We start from the raw sequence: 17,952 nt of genomic DNA on the forward strand, positions 1-17,952 counted from the left end.
TTTATTTATCCTGTTTGCTTTTCTTACTTTCGTGAATTAATTCAGCAATACCCCCAATGGCGCCCATCAAATTACTGGCTTCCAGCGGCATCATAATCACTTTGCTATTCGTTGACGCACCAATATTTGTGAGAGCATCCGTATATTTTTGCGCAACAAAATAGTTAATTGCCTGCATATCGCCATTAGCAATCGCATCGGACACCATTTTGGTTGCCCGTGCCTCGGCTTCAGCGGCACGTTCACGCGCTTCAGCTTGCAGGAAAGCGGACTGGCGTTCCCCTTCTGCTTTCAGTATCTGTGACTGTTTTTCGCCTTCCGCTTTCAAAATAGCGGCCTGACGAATACCTTCCGCCTCAAGAATGTCTGCACGTTTAGTTCGCTCTGCTTTCATCTGAGCGTTCATTGCAGAGATCAGCTCTTTAGGCGGGCGAACATCGCGGATCTCAATACGCGTGATCTTGACGCCCCACGGGTTCGTGGCTTCATCGACGATGGTCAACAGGCGGCTATTGATGGCATCGCGCTGAGACAGCATTTCGTCCAGTTCCATCGCACCCAACACGGTACGGAAGTTGGTCATGGTCAGGTTAATGATAGACAGTTCCAGATTACTGACTTCATAGGCAGCCCGTACAGGATCAACAACCTGAATGAAACAGACGGCATCAATCGTGACATTCGCATTATCGCGGGAAATAACCTCTTGCGAAGGAATATCCAGAACTTGCTCCATCATATTGATCTTACGGCCAATACGATCGATGAAAGGCACGATGATATGCAGACCCGGTGTTAATGTGCGTGTATAGCGCCCAAAACGTTCAACCGTCCACTGATAACCCTGTGGAACGGTTTTGACACAGGTAAAGACAATAACAATGGCAATAATGATGAGAATCGGTACAGCACCAAAAGAGAAGAGATCCATAACAATTGTCCTATGTAGTGATGACGGTATACCTAATTTTTATTCATCTAGTAGAGTAAAGAGTATACATGACGACGGTATTTAGAAGCCAACACATCTCCATGCTCTAAAGCCGCCAGAATATCCATCATCGTCTTTTTCACCGCACCATCGGCAGCCGCAAGATCTTTCTGCAGGAAACCCAATAATAATGCTAAGGCTTCTTCATTACGGCCAACCTGGTGTAATTCAGATGCCAATTGTACGGCTAATTCTGCATTTTCTGGTTGCGCCGCCAACGTTTGTTGCAGTTGTTGGATTTCAGGTGAATCTGCGGCCTCTTTTTGCGTTTTTATGTGTTCAAGCAACTCATGATAGCGTGCATCTTGTGCTTCTAATGGCAGGGTATCCAATAGCTTTTGAGCGTCGTCAAGATGATTGAGTGACAGATGTACTTCGGCCAATAATAACGTCACATCCGTATTTTCAGGCTGTTCCTGATGGATGTCTTTCAGCAGGGAGAGGGCTTCTTGAGGTTTGCCCTGTTCAAGTCGTTCATTGACTTGTTCTAATGGTGACTTTTCTTCTTGCACCAGAAGTGTGGAGAAAATTTTTCTGATAGCCTCATCGGTTTGAATGCCTTCAAAACCCTGCACCGGGCGGGCTTCTTTCACAAACAGTACCGTCGGTAAGCCGCGTACACCAAACTGAGCGGCAATATAGGGTAATTCGCCACAATTGATTTTTGCCAGCGTAAATTGTCCGGCATATTCATGCGCGATTTTGTCAAGCGTGGCTTCTAATTCATGACAATGTAAGTCTTGTGGGGACCAGAAATAGAATACGACGAGTTGGGAGAGTGAGTGCTGCACAACTTGCGTAATATTCGATTCATCAATATTCAGGATATAGTCGGTATGATTTTCTGTATTCACTGTCGGTTCCATGGGTATGTCTCTCTGGTTCGTTGCTAGGCGATGAGCGGTATCATCATGTATATCCCCTGCGTTTTTCAAGTCAACTTGAAATGCATTGAATATCAATCAGGTTCGTTTGTGCGTTTTTTGATCTTCCTTAACTTTGCCAGTGTACGATTTTATCAAACCATTTCTCTGGCAGTATACGACGCATGATTTTGACGGTGTGCGTTAACAAGGTAACAGAATAACGTAATTTAGGATGGGGACTTTCCAGGGCATGAATCAGCTTCGCCACCACATCTTCAGGCATCAGGGTAAAACGGCGGGTAAGGCTTGAGTTTTCGACCGGATGATCCTGTTGTGTTTGATTCACATTTTCCGTAAAACGCGTATTGATTGGGCCAGGCTCTATCAGGCTGACTTTAATCGCTGTTTTTGCCAGTTCTCCCCGTAAAGCGTCTGACCAGGCTTCGAGGGCATATTTACTGGCTGCGTAGGCACCCCGGCCAGGGGTTGAAAGTAAGCCCATCACCGAACTGGTTTGGACAATCCGTCCTGCCCCATAAGCACGTATGGCGGGCAGTAATAAGCAGGTGAGTTGATGGGTACCAAAGAAATTCGTGGCAAACTGTTCTTCCATCTGTTCACGGGAAACGCTTTCCAATGAGCCGTACACGGCAAAGCCAGCATTATTAAATAAGCCGAATAAACGACCGTTGGTTAATGCAATCACCGTTTTTGCCGCGCGTGCGACACTCTCTTTATCCGCTAAATCCAATTCAATCGGTTCGAACCCCCATTCACGCATATGAGCCAAATCAGACGATTTGCGACAGGCAGCGAGCACACGGTAACCGCGTTGATGGAGGATGTTGGCCGCGGCGAATCCGATGCCACTGGAACATCCTGTAATAAGAATGGCTTTTTGCATAATTTTACCTACTCATCTGCATCAATGGATAAAAGTGAATGATTTTCTATCAGTAATATATTTACTTAAGGTGAATTGATGTATTCTGACAGCTTTTTAGCCATCCAATCCGCAATAAAGGGTTGTGCGGCTTGATTGGGATGCATTCCGTCATCCTGCATCCATTCTGGCTTGATAACAACGTGCTCCATAAAAAATGGCAACAGAGGAATGTGGTTGCGTTCAGCCAGTGCCGGATAAATTTTGGCAAAGGATTCGGTATAACGTTTTCCGTAGTTAGGTGAAATGCGGATTTGCATTAGCAAGGGGTGTGCACCCGCTTGTTTGATCGCGGTAATACTCTGTTGCAGATCGTGCTCGATGCGTTGAGTGGGAAAACCACGTAATCCGTCATTTGCACCAAGTTCTATCAGAACCCATTTGGGGTGGTGTTGCTTCAAGAGTTCAGGCAAACGTTCGAATCCCTGTGCAGCGGTATTGCCACTAATACTGCCGTTAACAATGACGGTTTTTTTATCAGCTTGCCGCCATTGCGCCGCCATCAGTGTTGGCCATGATTGATCAACGGGTAAACGATATCCGGCGCTGAGGCTGTCTCCTAAGATAAGTAGCGTATCCGCAGCGGCTGCCCTCACGCTGCATAGCACCAACAGTAAAAGGAAAAATACATGACGGTAGAAAGTATTCTTGAAGTTCATCATCTCACTAAACATGTCGGCCAAGGGGAACAGGTAATTAATATATTGCAAGGTATTGAGTTAGTTGTCGAGCCAGCACAAACAATTGCCCTCATTGGTGAATCGGGCTCAGGCAAGTCCACCCTGCTGGGGATTATTGCCGGATTGGATGATGGCAGTGGGGGAGAGGTGCATTTATTGGGGCAGAATATCAGCCGTATGAATGAAGAACAGCGGGCGCAGTTAAGGGCAGAAAATGTGGGTTTTGTTTTCCAATCGTTTATGTTGATCCCAACGCTGAACGCACTGGAGAATGTTCAACTGCCGGCATTATTACGTGGTGAAGCGGAATACCAAAGTCGTGAACAGGCTACTGCATTACTTGAGCAGTTGGGATTAGGCAAACGCCTGAAGCATATGCCAGCACAACTTTCCGGTGGAGAACAGCAGCGCGTCGCCTTAGCTCGCGCGTTTTGTACCCGACCTAAAATTTTGTTTGCGGATGAACCCACCGGTAATCTGGATCGCCAGACCGGTGAGCGTATTGCTGATTTACTGTTTTCCCTTAACCAGGACTATGCAACGACGTTGATTTTAGTGACTCATGACAGCCAGTTGGCTGCCCGTTGTCAGCGGCGTTTACGTTTAGTGGATGGAAAATTGCAGGAGGAAGTATGATCTGGCGCTGGTTTTGGCGTGAATGGCGTACACCTTCTCTTCTGATCGTGTGGTTATCCCTGACATTGGCGGTGGCTTGTGTACTGGCATTAGGACGTATCAGTGATCGTATTGATCAGAGTGTTCATTATCAAAGTCGTGATTTTCTGGCCGGTGATCTTGTCTTAAGGGCATCATATCCCGTTGATGAATCTTGGCTGAAAAAGGCACAAGAGCAGGGCTTGACCCTGAGTCGTCAGATCGCTTTTTCGACCATGACTTATGCAGGTGATATTCCACAACTGGCTCAGGTAAAAGCGGCAGATGACCGTTATCCTTTGTATGGTGAACTGGAAACCAGGCCACGTGGATTGAAAGCAGAAAAAGGAACGGTGTTGGTGGCACCGAGATTGCTGACACTGTTAGGCATTAACGTCGGGGATCAGCTTGACGTGGGTGATACCACGTTGACGATCAGCGGGGAATTGCTGCAAGAGCCGGATAGTGGTTTTAGTCCTTTCCAGATTTCGCCCCGAATATTAATCCATATTGCTGATGCACAAGCCACGGGAGCGATCCAACCCGGTAGTCGTTTGACTTACCGTTATATGTTTGCCGGCTCGTCTGCCGCCATCCAATCATTCCAGCAATTGATTGACCCGCAATTGAAAGCCGATCAACGCTGGCTGACCTTGAAACAGGATAATGGCGTCATGGCACAATCCATTGAGCGTGCTCAGCAATTTTTACTCTTATCCGCCCTGTTGACATTGCTACTTGCTGTCGCCGCGATGGCCGTTTCCATGACACATTATTGCCGTAGTCGGCATCATTTGGTTGCTATCCTGAAAACATTGGGTGCCGGACGTTGGGCTTTACGTCAATGGGTCATCGGGCAATGGTTAGTCATATTGCTTGCGGCCATTACAGTCGGTTCCATTGCGGGTTTGGCGTTTGAGGCGGTATTGGTTCAAGTGTTGGCCGATATGTTACCTAAAGTGCTACCGGCGGCAGGAATGTGGCCGTGGATATGGGCGATCGGCACTTTGCTGGGTATCGCTGTACTGGTGGGGATTCGGCCATATCGTCAGCTCATGGCAACTCAGCCTTCACGGGTATTGAGAAATGATGTCACGGCGTCCATCTGGCCATTGCGTTATTATTTACCGGTCGTGGCATTAATCCTCACCGGAGGATTGGTCATGCTGGCAGGTACCCATCCTCTGTTATGGTCATTGTTAGCCGGTGTGCCGATAGTTGCGTTATTTCTGGCATTATTGGGATGGGGAGGATTATGGCTGTTGCGCCGTGTTACGTTCCGTCAGTTAAGCCTGCGTCTGGCCGTGAATCGGTTATTGTGCCGGCCGTTGCAGACCATGACGCAATTGGCCGCATTTTCCCTGTCATTCATGTTGCTGGCGTTGCTTCTTATGGCGAGAGGGGATCTCGTGAACCGCTGGCAGCAGCAATTGCCAGCGGATAGCCCAAATTATTTCCTGATGAACATGACGCAACCACAAGTGGCTAAAATCAATGAGTTACTGCGCAAATATCAGGTGAAACCGACGGACTTTTATCCGGTGGTGTTGGCACGTTTGACGCAGGTCAATGGACACTCTGCGATGGAATGGGCGAATGAGAAACACCCGAATAGTACGACAGTGCGTCGTGAACTGAACCTCACCTGGAAAAGCGAATTACCCCCATTTAATACCCTGATAGCGGGAACATGGCCGCCAAAACCGAATGAAGTTTCTATTGAGCAGGGGGTTGCGGAACAATTGAAAATCAAGCCAGGTGATAAACTTGCCTTCACCGGAGATACCCGAACATTTCTTGTCACCGTAAGCAGCATTCGCAAAGTGGATTGGGAGAGTATCAATCCGAACTTCATTTTTATCTTCGCGAAAGAAACATTGGAAAATCAGCCCAAAATGTGGCTGACTAGTTTTCATTATGAAGGCGATGGGCGGCTTTTGACAGCGATTAATCGTGATTTCCCGACGGTTGGCATTTTGGATATTGGCGCGATCATCAAACAAGCACAAGGTATTTTACAGCAAGTCAGTAAGGCGTTGGAAATGATGGTTATGCTGGTGATGGTGTGTGGGGGCTTGCTTTTATTGGCACAAGTTCAGGTTGGAATGAACCAACGACAACTTGAATTGGTGGTGTATCGTACACTGGGTGCGAGTAAGAAACTGTTGCGTCGCACACTATGGAGTGAATTTGCCCTGCTTGGTTTTATGGCTGGTTTGGCCGCGGCCTTTGGGGCAGAAATTGCCCTTTGGTTGTTGCAGACTCAGGTCTTTGATTTCCCGTGGCAACCCCAATGGCTGATGTGGCTTTTGCTTCCGCTCATCAGTAGCTTACTGCTTTCATTATGTGGTGGTTGGTTGGGTATCAGGCTATTGCGGACGCAAGGGCAATATCGGCGTTTACCGGCATAATATGCCCGCGCGATAGCAATCAATGGCATAACAATAAACCTCGTTTAAAATAACGAGGTTTATCAGATAACGGAGCGAAGATGAATCGGGAAACGTCACGTCTGGCGGTTTTCAACCGCGTGTTTCTTCCGTTTTTGGCTCGGTGGTTTCATCATGAATGTAATGATAAGCACCACAATGACAGGGATAGCAATGATCAGGAATGCAGAGGTAAAGCTGCCTGAATAATCTTTGATAGCGCCGGCCAAAAAAGGCGCCAGACAGGCTAACGTAGAAATCAGGTTCATGATTGAAAAGAGTTCCAGATAAGGCTTGCGGCCAAAATAGTTCGCCAGCAAGATACTGGATGCAAGAAACGTCATGCCATACCCCATCCCGACACAGACGGCAAATGCAATCAAAAATGGCCATGAAGAAGCGAAACTCAGCGCAATCAGCCCCAAAATGATGATAGTGAGACTACCGACCAATAATTTTTTCGGATCGATCCATTCTCCGACTGCCCCGCCGGCCAATCTGGAAAACGCATTGATAAAGGCCATTGTACTCAGTAACCCTGCGGCGATGGCTTCACTGAAACCCTCTTCAATAATATGCGCCACGGCAAAACTATTGACGGTAATACCACACCATAAAAAAGCGGTATAGGTGGCGGCGATCGCATAGAACTGCCAGGTTCGTAGTGCCTGATGTGCCGTCCAGCGTTGCTGGGTGCGATAAATACTGGGGGTTTCCTGCCGGTGGTGTGTTTGGTTTACCGCCTTGGCATGGGCAACTTCCCGTTTGCCTTCCTGAAGCATTATGATTGTCAGAATAACGAAGATGGAGAGAACAATAGCAGAAAGCATCCAGTGCATTCGCCATGTTCCCCAAACATGGGTGGCCAGAAAATAGATCCACGGGCCAATCACACCGCCCAATCCGCCGATGGTGAAATAGAAACCAAAAGCAAGGGATTGTTTCTCATAGAGCCGAGAAATGACATAAGTCCCCGGAACGGTGGCCAGAAAGGTAAAACCGATACCGATTAATGCAGTACCGGCAAAATAGGATGAAATGGCGTATGTGTGATAAAGGTTGTAGAACCCCGCCAGAAAAATCAACAGGCCGAGGAAGAGCGTAAAACGAACACCCACTTTACGAATAAACACCGTTGGCAGAAAACTGGATAGTCCACAAGTCAGGCCAAGCAGCGTGAATCCTAATCCTGCCTTTGTCCAGTTCCAACCCAGTTCATTAATCATACTGGGCAAGACAACACCCAATGACGTAAAGGTTGTTGCTGTGGATAAAAAATATACCATACCTAAAAGTATCAGCAAAAACCACTGATAAGAACGTCCGAATTTGTCGTGTTGAATGGACATTGTGACTCCATCAAGGATATAAACCATTAAAGACGGGACTATTTTATGTGTTTATTAGAAAAAGCTGTATCGAATAAACACACCATAGCTAAATTGATTCGTGTGAAAGTCAGAAGTATCCTTTATTTTGTATTTATTTTTGACCGGATTCACGACAACACCAGTCCAGAGATGACCAGGCTGGTAGCCTAATTGTTTGCCCAGGTCATAATGTAATTCAGGTTTGAAATCGATCATTTCGGGGTTATCGCCTGAACCTAGCGTATAATCGAAGGTTCCTACAATGCGGAAATCCCCCAGTTGATTGCTGAAAGGGAGGCCATAATCAATATGGATGCGCTGATCATTCCAGTGTCCGTTGGCATTATTTTCGAAATAAAAAATGGTTCGTAACCAACTGAACCCATCGACTTGCCAGTCAAGACTGATACCGGGGAAATAGTCAGGTTTGACGTTTTTGGTTTTCGCTATCCACTGAGCAAACAGCACATCTTTGAAGGGGCCATAAGCAAGGTCATAGCCAGTGATTTTGCTGGCGCTGAGCCTGGGTACCCATTTATAGTAATAGGTGCTTTTATCTCCCCTATCGTCATGTTGCAGCGCATTTTGCCAAATACTGTAGACATACAGATCGCCAATCTTGTAATCGCCAAACGCTTCCACAATCGGAGAAATCGTTTTTTGCGGATCAACGTTGTTCTCGAATTGGGTGTAAAGGCTGGTATCAAGGGATTGAAAATTGACAAACTGGCTTGCGTGGGCATGATGTGTAAAAGTCAATGTGGGGATCAGTAATAAGTTTACCGGCTTTGAAACCATTCTTTTTAAAATAGGGTGTATTGATCGTACTCGATAACGGACAGTGAAGTGTAGAACGTGTTGGGTGCTTTTTTGGAAGGAGTGCAAACGGGTTTTTATTTTGTTTTTATTGAGGCAAAAGAACATGTAACAATCCACTTTTTGGGGAAATTTTGTATTATTTTGAAATAGCTATTAAAAATATATTTTATTTAAATGTAAAATTAAACCCCATAAAATTAAGCTGTGTCGAATGTGATTTTAGGGCACTCTATTTTTTTCACATAATCTCATTATCAGTCAGCTTGATTCGGCATAATATGCGATGAGACACAACGTTCAGATACGTGGCTCAGTGTATGCACTAATCACTTCACGGCGGGCATAAAACTGACATACACTGTGCCAACGCTAATCATGATTATTTTTACTCAATATCAAGAGTAACCTTAACCCTCATTTGGCCGCCTCCAGCGCTTGAGAAAGATCCGCAATAATATCATCACTGTGTTCGATACCAATCGATAAGCGAATCAGAGCCCGTGATACCCCGGCTTTTGCCAATTCTTCATCATTTAGCTGGCGATGTGTTGTTGAGGCCGGGTGACAAGCCAGTGATTTGGCATCACCAATATTGACCAGACGCACAATTAATGATAGGGCATTAATAAAACGTTTCCCTGCGGTTTCCCCGCCTTTAATACCAAAAGAAAGAATGGAAGCCGGTTTACCTTTCATATAACGGACAGCCAAATCGTGTTCTGGGTGTGTCGGTAAACCGGCATATTTTACCCAGGATACTTGAGGATGTTTTTCCAGATATTGGGCTACCTTCAGCGCGTTTTCAGTATGACGTTCCATCCGAAGTGCCAGTGTTTCAAGCCCCTGTAAGATAAGAAACGCATTGAATGGTGAAAGTGCTGCTCCGGTGCTACGCAGTGGTCCCACCCGGCAGCGGGCGATGAAGGCCGCCTCTCCAAAATGGTCAGTATAAATCACCCCGTGGTATGCGACATCCGGTGTGCTCAAAATAGCAAAACGCTCTTGGTGCTTTGTCCACGGAAATTTACCTGAATCAACAATAATCCCGCCAATCGACGTGCCGTGACCGCCAATATATTTGGTCAGGGAGTGGATAATAATATCGGCGCCATGTTCAAATGGACGGCATAAATAAGGCGTGGCGACCGTATTATCAACAATCAGAGGTATACCATGCCAGTGAGCAATCTCTGCCATTGCCTGGATATCGACGATATTTCCACTGGGGTTAGTGATGGATTCGCAAAATAGGGCTTTGGTCTTCTTATCGATCATCTCTTCAATGGCTGTAATATCATCGTGTGCCACGAAACGGGTTTCAATCCCGATAGTTGGGAACGTGTGCGCCATTAAATTATACGTGCCACCATATAGCTTAGACACAGCAATAATGTTATCGCCTACACCGGCAATCGCTTGGATCGCGTAAGTGATCGCGGCCATGCCCGACGCTACTGCAAGGGCGCCGATACCACCTTCTAAAGCAGCCACCCGTTTTTCCAGAACATCGTTGGTCGGATTCATGATGCGGGTGTAAATATTACCTTCAACTTTTAAGTCAAAGAGATCTGCACCATGTTGGGAGTCATCAAAAGCATAAGACGTGGTCTGATAAATGGGGACGGCCACGGCTTTGGTCGTTGGATCAGGCGAATAGCCCGCATGGATGGATAAGGTTTCTAATTTCATTGTCATTTCCTTTAGTTAAGTAACGTAAAACTGAAATTTGAGACTGACAATCAAAAAGAGTGGTGCGAGATGTCTGATATCACAATGTGAATCAGAAACTTTCATGCACACCTATGGCATCTTACCTAATTGTATGACAAAAGCCTTTTATACTTTAGAAGGTGACATTAAATCGGCGAATGATATTAGCGTCTATTTAATTAGCATTTGCCTTCGATCTTCACATTGAGCCTGTTCCGCCAACCGCTTAAAATCTTTGACTGTCCAATATGGTTTTGGAACAGGCAGATGTTTCATTTCATGGGTTGGCCATAACTGGAACTCAGCCAGTTTATCCAGCGAAAAATGCTGATAGTGTTCAGGCAGAGAAAGGCGTAACGCAACGCTCTCTTCACCTGACGGCATGAAAGGCAGGCGGTTGTCTTGGGTAGCATAATTGCGTCGCAAGACGAGAAACTTCTCCGGGATGCGTTGGTAACTGTTCCACCACAAACCATCCAGCCGATCAAACATCGCTTTTGTGGCTGATTTGGGGAAATCGCCGAGTTCGTGTAAAGCCATCGGCAAGATCCGAGCCATGGAAGCTGAGAATTGAGCCACAGAAGACGCGTGACCTTCTAAGATCAGCGTCAGCGCTAACCGTGCTCCTAGCAGATTCGAATAGAGATCTTCCGGGGAAAATGCCGAAATGCTTTCTGAAAATCCCGGGACTGACTGATAGCCGTACCATTGGGCGATCTCATGCCAGGCTGCAAGCTGGAAAGCCAGTTTAGCCGCCAAATAAGCACTCAGGGTGTAGCGTTCAATGGGATCTTCCGGGGGGGTAAATGCAAAAAAGTGAATTTTACGCGCCGCAAGCTCATTATTCAGGGTCAGTGTCCACGCTTGACCAAGCTGGGCATGAATGTGACTGAATAAGTACAGGGTATAATCAGAGGTATCCCTCACATGAGAAATATCAATAAACCCCCCTTTACGGGTATAGAGCAACCCTACTTTTTCATTGCTGATCCCCAATAATGCGGTACTGGCAGCGATAACGCTGTCATTATAGTGATGCTCACCCAATGTCTCGGCCTCGACAATATTGTCGATGGTGTAGAAAGGAATGGGAATATGCCCGAGTTGCGCTTTAAGGTTATAGCCGAATGCACAACAGGCTCTCAAACCTTCGGGTGGATCAATGGGCGGTAATGCTTCCCAATTTTTCTGCGACTGTTCATGGGTTTCACTGGCAAGGACAGGATTGACACGATTGACTGAGACAGGTTTGTGTTGGCAAGCCATCAAGAAAAAGCACAGGCACAGGGGAATGAATAATTTCAAAATGCTTCCCCAACCTGAAAGTAAAACCCGGTACTGTCTTGACCGACACCAAAATCTAGTCGGATATTCATGCGTGGTTTAAATTCGAAACGATAGCCAACCCCAACAGAAGGCAGCCAATGTTTGGCTTTCCAGAGTGACGGGGAATCACCCAATGTGCCAGTGCCTATCCAGCCGACAATGCCGTGACGCCAGTCAAGTTTATGCCTTAATTCCAGCTGTGAGGTAAAAATGTTATTGTCACGATAACGCCCTTCATAGTACCCGCGCATCCGCTGACCATTTCCGAGCCGTGATAGCTGATTCCACGGGACATCACCTGAACTGAAGCGGGCATAATTATCAAACGCCAGCACGGTTTTTGCAGATAACGGGTGATAGATTGAAAACTGAAATTGCGTGGTATGAAAGCGGTGATCGCTTCCCAACGTTGGGGAAAAATAGGTATAAATGATCTCAAACGCCTTCCCGTGTCGGGCATTAGGCAAAAAATCTCGTGTATCATAACTAAAGTAAGCACTGACACCGGAACTGATCACGGAACGGCCACCGACGGATTGGTCAAAATAGCGTTTTGCACCCATATCGGGATGACGGGCATTGAGGGATGAAAAATTCCAGCCTAATCCCATATAGGTCGCATCCGTCACGCGATAGAGCAGACGAGGACGAATATCAAATTCCTGCGAATAGTATTTTTCTTTATTACTGTCATTTTTACCGGCGTTATAACCTTTGCCCCAATAGTAAGTTGGCGTGTTGTTGAGTGTACCGGAAACGAATAATCGCCATTGATCGTGAGCCAGGAAGTTGTAATTGGTAAAATTCAGGCCAAACGCCCCGGTCGCTGATCCAAATCCACTCAGCCCCAAAGAGGAAGTTTGACTAATATGATCAGTACGGTCAGGGCGGTATAAACCCACCACGGCAGCGCCGATTCCTACGCCCATTTCAGGGGTATAAAACGGGCCGGGCAATACGCCCCAGTCCATTTTTTTGCATTCATCAACATGGTTGTTGCCGCCTAGTGCGTTTAACCACCCATCAATTTTTTGCCGATCCGGCAAGATATCAGCGTGTGCTGAGGAAACGGTAAAAATAAATAGGCTGGAAATAACCCGTTTTTTGCATATTGAGAAGCGACACATTAAAAACGGAACTCACCGGAAATAAGGAAGCTGTTTCGGTTGCCGAAACCGATTTCGGACAATACATTGAAATTGCGGGTCACTTCGACACGGATACCTGCAGTATGGTTCCATTTGTGGGCTATATGTTGTTTAACATCGAACTTGATGTCAGTCATTGTTTTAATCATATTAAATAATGCAAGTTCAGGAGGTAAATCCAGTCCGTTGACACTCCCTTTGAAACGTTGGGTGATATTTTGATACATAGCACCTGCCCAGACCTGAACTTTAGTGTTGCCTTGGCCGGAAAATACTGGATTAAAGACAAATTCATACCCAATACGTGGGGTTATGACTAACGCGCTGATATCCCCATCTAAAATATCAAAGTTGGTTCGGGTATAGTTAGTATCTAATGTGGCAAAAAACTGGTTATAACCGCCTGCAAGGGTTGCTCCGCCACCAAACGTTTTTCCTTTAAAACTCAGCTTAAAAGGAAGGTTTTCCCATTGGGGTTTACTAGGATCCTCCGTTTCAAGCATAAGCAGATAGATGCTGTCCAGATTTGTTGTTGACGTTCCTTTGGTCGTTCCATAAACACCATAGATATTCAGAAAAGGTAACACCCAGGCATCTAATTTCAGCATTTGTGTTTCACTTTTTTGTCGGGTATCACCGGCATTAATAATGGTTCCTTGTTCAAAAGACTTAAAATCTGGATTGGTAAATTTGAATTGAATACTATCGACGATAATATTCTGACGCATATTCATATAACTGTAACTTGCGCCAAAGGGCTCGGGCAGGTCATAGCCTTTCGCGCGAGCAGCATCACCCCAAATTGGCAGAATACGCGATTTAGATTGAGTCGAGCCTGACAAACTACCATTATTATTCGTTTGCTGAACGCCAGATTCTGACACACTCAATGAGAAAAGTGGGCGTTCGCTATCTGCATAGCTATATGAAGTTGTCAGTAATAAAGTCGTGGCTAACCATTTTCTGGTATTAGTTAAGTTCATCACACTATTATTTTCCTGTTTTTTAGTTGCTAACTGTCTGTAAAAAAACAATCAATAAAAGAAATTCGCGAGGTTATCATAGATATTTTTGGCGATCATTAACGAATTATGCTGGCATAGAGAATAGCGCCCAATTTTTCTTTTTCGCTCGATTTATCACCAAATAAAGCGGTCTTTATCTCTTCAATTATTTATAAAAAGTAATATATTAATTATTGTTACTATTTTTTTTGATTTTAAATAAAGGCGCGTTTTTAAAAAGTGATGCTTTTTTATGTTGATATGGGAAGTTGATGTTAATCCTCAGAAAGCGGTTTAAATTTCACTAAACGGAGACCATCAAAATCTATCGGCTCCCTTCGGTTTTCACCAAAGGTTTGAAAATCAAAGCCTGATTCCGTATTGGTTTGCCATGCCATAACCGCATTTCCCTCTTCGGTCAGTTCTGTAATTTGTTCCCAAATCATCTCTCTGATTTTATGCGATATGTCTCCGACATAAACACCCGCCCGTATCTCTAGCAACCAAATGGCTAAACGCCCTCGTAACCGAGGGGGGACAGCTTCTGTGACGATCACGGTCATACTCATCTTTATTGGCTCCTGTGCCCGATATCACCGATGGATATCGGTTCGGGAATGGCGGGTGGTTGGGCATCCGTAGGCGGGAGTGGGGGAGAAATTTCGCCGGCGGCAAGAACCTCTTCAATGAGGGGGATAAGGCGTTTCAGAATGCGATCTGTTCTGAATTTCTCGCGGCAGGCGATCCTGACCTGCCTATCCGGTGTCAGGCTATTGGTCGCCGCCACTTTAAACGCGATGGGAACAACGGTATCAAATTTCAAGATGTCCGCGATATCATAGACAAATGACAGGGGTTTGCCGGTGTGCAGAAAACCAATGGCTGGCGCATAACCCGCCGCCAGAATGGCGGCTTCAGTAATACCATATAAACAAGAGGTTGCAGCGCTGATGCAGCGATTAATGGGATCGCCTTTCTCCCAATCGGTATGATCATAATTACGACCATGCCACTTTACCCCATATTGTTTTGCCAGAATTTGATAAGTCTTTCTGACACGCGCGCCCTCAATGCCTCTGAGTTGTTCAACATTGCGTTTTTGGGGCGCCGGTTCACCAAAACGCAATTCAAACATTTTGCGGACAACTTTGAGCCTTAAATCCTCATCCAGCGCTAATTTGGCCTGATAAAGCAATCGGTCTGAACGCGCCCCGCCTGGCTGGCCGACGGCGTAGAGTCTGACTCCCGCTTCTCCTACCCAAATCAGCAATGTCCCCGTTGTTGAAGCCAGTTTCACGGCGGCATGACTGATACGAGTGCCCGGCTCCAGCATTATGCAGGCGATAGAGCCAACGGGAATATGCATACGTTCACCGTTGACTTCATCAATGACAACAAACGCATTATCTTTAACATCAATACGCCCCATGCCGATAAAGATCATCGAATTCCTGTCCTTAATAGGAATGGGCTTTAATGGAAGAAATGCCATTACAGTGTCCTTATCAGCATTAACCCACAACCAAAGGATTTGGCTCGGCCAAAACCTTGACTGTATTGATGAAGGAAACGCTCGCTGTCTGATACGGTGAACACCCCCTGAAAATCCACACTGGAAAATGCCACTTTCTGACCCGAGGCTTTGAAACTGCGATGTTGGGTATAACGTTCAATATCGGGAGGGAAATCAAACCGGATACCCCAACCCGCCAGCCGTTTTTCATCCTGTATCCAGCTTTGGGCGGCCTGGGTCATCAATAATTCAATCTGATCCGCTCCAATGTGAGCTGCTTGTGCCTGACGTTTGGCATGCATCAAAACATCATGGCGCTGCTGTTTGCCTGAATGTTTATCCGTGATGCAAACCGTAGGATTGACGCGGAGTTTGAAGGCCAGTTTCTGCCCAGGATGTAACTGAGGAGTAAAAGGCTTGGTTTGAACCTGAAACCGTGAGGTATTGACCGTGGGTAAGGTGGCAGACAGGACAAAAAATTCGGGTCTGCCGTTTAAACTCATCTCCTCCCTGAAAAGAAAATGACGTTCTTTCTGCTCGGTAAACAGTTGCCATAAAAGCTGATGGGAAGCGTAAACATCATTTTTCGTCTGCCGTGACGGGGGTTGTATATGATAAGCAGACGGGCGTAAAGTGACTTTAGACAGATACATAAGGCTCCTCCGTGATCGATATTTGATGCATCGTACGTTGTGTAAACTGCCAGCGGTGGCGTGATAGTGGTTCATCCCAGGGTTGGCTGGTGAACAGGATGCTATCGGGAATATTGATCTCGTCTTTGTCCCCTTCCCAGAAATAACTCACTATATTGTGATCGTGGTGATAATGGCTCAACCAATAGCGATCCGCTTTTTCGGATTGGGTTAAGGGTGGGAACAGGGTATTCAGTGCTGTTTTTAGTGACGAATACTTGGCGAGTTTCGGCATCATCGGTAGCGCAAGGGGGCAGGATTTTCGTCCGAGACTCAGCGTAAAAACGGGTTTAACCAAGGCATCCCGCAGGGTGGAAAGTGAAAAACTGGCCTGTTCCGTCAACGAAATCGCAATAATCCATAAACCATCAGTACGATAATCCCGTGATGACAGGACGGTGTTCAAATTCGCTTTATCATTCAACTCACTTTTTCGGGTTCGATGAGATCGTTTTTTATCTTGAGAGGGAACTTGAGTGGTATGGTAGTCCTGTATCAACGAGCCAGCCATGATCTGTTTGATGGCAATGTTGACACTTTGCTGCAACGCAGCAAGCTGTGTTTCGTCATCACGGCGGATACCCAACGCTGCACCTAATAGCCCCAGGATAGCTGAACGGGTTGGATAAATGCCTGTTGGCCGTTTTTCCCCGACCGCTTCCACTCCCCAGCTGGCTAACGGGCCATATAAGCGAAAGACCAGGTAAGTTTTCATATTGGCCTCTTTAAGCAGTGATGAACTGAATCAGATCAGCAAAGCGTCCCTCGCCAGTCACGGCGTTGATGCGATAGCGTGTAGCAGCGCAAGCACCATAAACGTTATCGAAGTTTTCCACCTGTTGTTCCAATGCGGTGATGGCATCGGCAGCCTGATCTTCGCCGTCAATCGGTTTTAAAAATGCAACAGACAGGGAACGAGGTTGGTATTCGCCTTTTTCTGCCAGCACATAACTGGCATAAGCGCGGGAACCGAAGCTGTTTTGTTTGCCGGATGGGGCAATTTTGACAGCGGCTTCAGTCAAAGCAGCAATGGCTTTGTTTGCCAGTGATTCATTGCCGGACAGGGTTTCTAATAATAACGATTTATTGATGCAGATATAGCTGTAGAACAAGGCAGCCGCAAACCCCGTTTCGCCGATATGAGCCGAGCCAGAATCACTTTTACCGTTATTGAGATCGTCGACGGCGGTAAAATAATCACTGTCAACGATCACACTGTGGACACTGATAGCATGGGCCACTTGACACGCTGCCTCAATGTTATAGGCCGGGCTGGAGGCCAGCATACGCCCAAACAGCGCAATATCCACGGCGGTTTTCTCGGTGCCCAGTAGATTGAGTTCTTCTTTTGTGGGGGCGCGATTTTCGGCAATCAGTTTGTCTGCCAGCGCAAAGGTTGCTTCTTTTTCTGCCGGGCTGATATGAGCCAGTTGTTCAATTTCCAGCGGTTCATCTTTTTTATTTTTGCCGAAGACTTCTGCAATAGCGACCGCCCATGCCGTGGCTTGCTTCTCTTGAATGCCGCCATTCAATAAATGCTGATAAATCTGAAAGCCAAAACGTTTAGTGCGAAAGCCAAGATGGTCTGCCAGGGCATCCTGAAATAGATCGGAAATGCGCCAATGACGTTTCAGGCTCTGGGAACTGATCCTTAATCGCTCACACCCACCCATTTGGGCTGTTTTTGGTCGCCCCAGATCATCACGGTTCAGGTTGGCTGGTGGGTAGGAGGTTAACAGATGCAGTTGGATAAATTGGCTCATTTAAAATTCCTTATCGTTAAAAGTGATGCTGGATAAAAAAATCA

17 protein-coding genes are annotated in these 17,952 nt (G+C 46.3%); 2 read left to right on the plus strand and 15 right to left on the minus strand.

The genetic code is table 11. The features are described 5' to 3' along the window. Position 1: 1 nt before the first annotated feature. The 4 genes from XPG1_RS02265 to tesA all read right to left on the minus strand — a co-directional run bounded on the left by XPG1_RS02265 (position 2) and on the right by tesA (position 3,459). Positions 2 to 931, minus strand: coding sequence for an SPFH domain-containing protein (locus XPG1_RS02265; protein WP_045957640.1), 930 nt, complete (start codon positions 929 to 931; stop codon positions 2 to 4). 47 nt (positions 932 to 978) lie between these two features. After that, the gene (locus XPG1_RS02270) at positions 979 to 1,857 is read right to left on the minus strand and encodes a co-chaperone YbbN (RefSeq protein ID WP_045960324.1); all 879 of its coding nucleotides are present in this window, start codon (positions 1,855 to 1,857) and stop codon (positions 979 to 981) included. Between the two features lie 127 nt (positions 1,858 to 1,984). Further along, the gene (locus tag XPG1_RS02275; RefSeq protein WP_045957641.1) at positions 1,985 to 2,761 is read right to left on the minus strand and encodes an SDR family oxidoreductase; all 777 of its coding nucleotides are present in this window, start codon (positions 2,759 to 2,761) and stop codon (positions 1,985 to 1,987) included. A 65-nt stretch (positions 2,762 to 2,826) separates the two neighbouring features. Further along, positions 2,827 to 3,459 (minus strand): multifunctional acyl-CoA thioesterase I/protease I/lysophospholipase L1, encoded by a 633-nt coding sequence (tesA, locus tag XPG1_RS02280; protein ID WP_173425885.1) that lies wholly within the window; start codon positions 3,457 to 3,459, stop codon positions 2,827 to 2,829. Here tesA and ybbA point away from each other — a divergent pair. Continuing rightward, the gene (ybbA, locus tag XPG1_RS02285) at positions 3,430 to 4,116 is read left to right on the plus strand and encodes a putative ABC transporter ATP-binding protein YbbA (RefSeq protein ID WP_045957643.1); all 687 of its coding nucleotides are present in this window, start codon (positions 3,430 to 3,432) and stop codon (positions 4,114 to 4,116) included. The two genes, tesA and ybbA, sit on opposite strands and share 30 nt — an antisense overlap. Next, a complete protein-coding gene (ybbP, locus tag XPG1_RS02290) occupies positions 4,113 to 6,545 on the plus strand; it encodes a putative ABC transporter permease subunit YbbP (RefSeq protein WP_045957644.1) in 2,433 nt (810 codons plus the stop codon). Before ybbA ends, ybbP begins: the two co-directional genes overlap by 4 nt. Before the next feature lie 95 nt (positions 6,546 to 6,640). Here ybbP and XPG1_RS02295 read toward each other — a convergent pair whose 3' ends face one another. The 11 genes from XPG1_RS02295 to cas7e all read right to left on the minus strand — a co-directional run bounded on the left by XPG1_RS02295 (position 6,641) and on the right by cas7e (position 17,908). Next, positions 6,641 to 7,912 (minus strand): MFS transporter, encoded by a 1,272-nt coding sequence (locus XPG1_RS02295; protein ID WP_173425855.1) that lies wholly within the window; start codon positions 7,910 to 7,912, stop codon positions 6,641 to 6,643. 54 nt (positions 7,913 to 7,966) lie between these two features. Further along, entirely contained in the window at positions 7,967 to 8,731 is a 765-nt protein-coding gene (locus XPG1_RS02300; RefSeq protein WP_045957646.1) for an outer membrane protein OmpK, read from the minus strand. A gap of 435 nt (positions 8,732 to 9,166) precedes the next feature. After that, complete coding sequence (locus tag XPG1_RS02305) at positions 9,167 to 10,441, minus strand: bifunctional O-acetylhomoserine aminocarboxypropyltransferase/cysteine synthase (protein WP_045957647.1); 1,275 nt, start codon at positions 10,439 to 10,441, stop codon at positions 9,167 to 9,169. Positions 10,442 to 10,633: 192 nt separating this feature from the next. Continuing rightward, positions 10,634 to 11,770 carry a DUF4056 domain-containing protein gene (locus XPG1_RS02310; protein ID WP_436286824.1) on the minus strand — a complete coding sequence of 379 codons (1,137 nt, stop codon included), beginning with the start codon at positions 11,768 to 11,770 and terminating at the stop codon, positions 10,634 to 10,636. Then, complete coding sequence (locus XPG1_RS02315) at positions 11,764 to 12,915, minus strand: BamA/TamA family outer membrane protein (protein ID WP_045957648.1); 1,152 nt, start codon at positions 12,913 to 12,915, stop codon at positions 11,764 to 11,766. The genes XPG1_RS02310 and XPG1_RS02315 overlap by 7 nt, the downstream gene beginning before the upstream one ends. Next, the gene (locus tag XPG1_RS02320) at positions 12,915 to 13,919 is read right to left on the minus strand and encodes a hypothetical protein (protein WP_045957649.1); all 1,005 of its coding nucleotides are present in this window, start codon (positions 13,917 to 13,919) and stop codon (positions 12,915 to 12,917) included. The genes XPG1_RS02315 and XPG1_RS02320 overlap by 1 nt, the downstream gene beginning before the upstream one ends. A gap of 296 nt (positions 13,920 to 14,215) precedes the next feature. Then, entirely contained in the window at positions 14,216 to 14,509 is a 294-nt protein-coding gene (gene cas2e, locus XPG1_RS02325; RefSeq protein WP_045957650.1) for a type I-E CRISPR-associated endoribonuclease Cas2e, read from the minus strand. A 2-nt stretch (positions 14,510 to 14,511) separates the two neighbouring features. Beyond that, positions 14,512 to 15,432: a type I-E CRISPR-associated endonuclease Cas1e gene (cas1e, locus tag XPG1_RS02330; protein ID WP_045957651.1), complete on the minus strand. Its 921-nt coding sequence runs from the start codon at positions 15,430 to 15,432 to the stop codon at positions 14,512 to 14,514. Next, entirely contained in the window at positions 15,432 to 16,106 is a 675-nt protein-coding gene (gene cas6e, locus XPG1_RS02335) for a type I-E CRISPR-associated protein Cas6/Cse3/CasE (protein ID WP_045957652.1), read from the minus strand. Before cas6e ends, cas1e begins: the two co-directional genes overlap by 1 nt. Continuing rightward, positions 16,093 to 16,860, minus strand: coding sequence for a type I-E CRISPR-associated protein Cas5/CasD (gene cas5e, locus XPG1_RS02340; RefSeq protein ID WP_045957653.1), 768 nt, complete (start codon positions 16,858 to 16,860; stop codon positions 16,093 to 16,095). The genes cas6e and cas5e overlap by 14 nt, the downstream gene beginning before the upstream one ends. Before the next feature lie 10 nt (positions 16,861 to 16,870). Further along, positions 16,871 to 17,908, minus strand: coding sequence for a type I-E CRISPR-associated protein Cas7/Cse4/CasC (cas7e, locus tag XPG1_RS02345; RefSeq protein ID WP_045957654.1), 1,038 nt, complete (start codon positions 17,906 to 17,908; stop codon positions 16,871 to 16,873). Positions 17,909 to 17,952 lie beyond the last annotated feature (44 nt).

The organism is Xenorhabdus poinarii G6 (assembly GCF_000968175.1).
GTDB lineage: Bacteria > Pseudomonadota > Gammaproteobacteria > Enterobacterales > Enterobacteriaceae > Xenorhabdus > Xenorhabdus poinarii.